This is a genomic window from Pseudomonas sp. ANT_J12 (genome assembly GCF_008370045.1).
Classification (GTDB): domain Bacteria; phylum Pseudomonadota; class Gammaproteobacteria; order Pseudomonadales; family Pseudomonadaceae; genus Aquipseudomonas.
Genome location: NZ_VOBN01000048.1, coordinates 1 through 2,016 on the forward strand (window position 1 = coordinate 1; position 2,016 = coordinate 2,016).

General features: G+C 60.5%; 1 protein-coding gene and 1 pseudogene. Both read left to right on the forward strand.

Annotated features, from left to right (window positions below; genetic code table 11):
* Window positions 1-80: 80 nt before the first annotated feature.
* Window positions 81-833: pseudogene (locus tag FQ192_RS35275) on the forward strand (cache domain-containing protein); the annotation flags it as partial.
* Window positions 834-1,439: 606 nt separating this feature from the next.
* Window positions 1,440-1,997 carry a methyl-accepting chemotaxis protein gene (locus tag FQ192_RS35280; protein ID WP_372242383.1) on the forward strand — a complete coding sequence of 186 codons (558 nt, stop codon included), beginning with the start codon at window positions 1,440-1,442 and terminating at the stop codon, window positions 1,995-1,997.
* Window positions 1,998-2,016 lie beyond the last annotated feature (19 nt).

The window sequence follows — 2,016 nt, forward strand, 5'->3', positions numbered from 1 at the left end:
TCCCCGTTCGGCTGTCGCAGCGCTTGACCCTGGGTTGTATCGTTCTTCTGATTCTTACCGCTCTGGCAGTGTTTGGCGTGATGGCTTTGCGGGGCCAGCCGCGCGTGGTGGCGGCCAGTGGCGAACTGATCGAGCAGACCGGTAGCGCCATCGTGCGGCAGTTAGCGCTGCAGCTGGCGCGAATAGAGGGGGTGACAGCCAGCCTGGCACACCTCGCCGAGGTGCTGCCGCGTGAAGAGCAGCTGTACCTAAATAACCTGCCCAATTTGATCGATAGTCAGGGTGATCGGGCGATTGCCGGCGGCGGCGTGTGGCCGGAGCCAAACGCCTTCTCCGAGGGGGCAGTGCGCCGCAGCTTCTTCTGGGCACGTGGAGCAGATGGTCGGCTGGCTTATTCCGACGATTACAATGCGGCCGATGGTCCTGGTTACCACAACGATGCCTGGTATACCGGCGCGCGAAGCAGCAAGGCAGGACAGTGCCTGTGGTCGGAGGCTTATCGGGATGCGGTGACCGGTGTGCCGATGGTTACCTGTAGCGTGCCTTACCAGCTTGAAGGACGCTTTGCCGGCGTCGCTACCTTGGACCTGCTGCTGGACGATCTGACACGCTTTCTAACCGAGCAAGGCAAGGTGACCGATGGCTATGCCTTCGCTCTCGACCAAGCTGGCAACGTACTGTATTTTCCGAATATGTCCGGCGGTACGGGCGCCGCGATGGTCAAATTTTCAGATCTGGCGCAGCAGCACAGCTGGCTCAAGCCGGTACAGGCGGCGCTGAATAGCAACAGTTCGGGGGCGATTCACAACCTTGATCTGGAAAACGATGAACAGCTCAAGCAGGCCAGCCACGTCAGCCTGTTTCTGATGCCTGACACCGGCTGGGTAGTCGGCCTGGTCACTCCGCAGGTACGGGTTACCGGCCTGGCTAGGGCGTTGACCTGGGAAATTCTTTTGTTTCTCCTGCCGCTGTTGGCGGTCTTGCTGGCTCTTGCTTGGCTGGCAGGGCGCAAGCTGATCGGGCAACTGGAAGAAACCACCGCGCAGATCGACTCTCTGGGCAGTGGTTCGGCCAGCCGCGACGTTGAGTTGAGCGTGGAGCGCGAGGATGAAATCGGCGCGCTTCGCCACGCGGTCAATCGCTATGCCGGGCAGTTGCGCACCATGCTTCAGCGTATTGCCGAGGAAGCCGATCATCTGCAGGCCGAAGCCGCGCAGTTGGGTGGCCTGAGCAGTACCCTGGCCGGGCGCGCCGAGCAGCAGCGGCAGGAGAACACCCAACTGGCTGCGGCGATTACCGAAATGTCGTCGAGTGCCCAGGAAGTGGCGCAGAACACCAATGACTGCGCCAATACCGCACAGAGCTCACTGGTGGTGGTGCAGCAGGGGCAGCGGAAGGTCGCTTCAAATAGTTCGGCGATTCAGGCGCTGTCGTCGGAAATGGCTGATGCGGCAGCGGTGATCAGTCGGCTGGAGAAAGACAGCCAGCAGGTCGGCGCAGTGCTGGATGTGATTAAAGCGATTTCCGAACAGACCAACCTGCTCGCACTGAACGCTGCCATTGAGGCTGCGCGCGCCGGTGAACAGGGTCGTGGATTTGCTGTGGTAGCCGATGAAGTGCGCACCCTCGCGGGCAAAACCCAGGCATCTGCCAATGAGATCGGTACCATGATCAGCGCTTTGCAGCAGGCTTCACGCCAGGCGGTGCAGGCTATGCAAGCCGGTGAAGCACGTACCGAACATGCAGTGGTTGAGGCCGAAGGTGCAGCGTCGGCGCTGTCCAGTACGGTGCAAAGCTTCGATGATATTTCCCAGCGTGCCCAGCAGATCGCCGTAGCGGCGCAGCAACAAAGTCATGTGACTCAGGAAATCAACGAACTGGCGGTGCGTATCAACAGCATCAGTGAGGAGAACGCCCGTGACGCCCAGGCGCTCGATCAGGTCAGCCGCGCCATGCAAGCGTTGTCATCGCGTTTGACTGGATTGAGTAGGGGCTAGTTGTTTAAGCCTTAAGCCT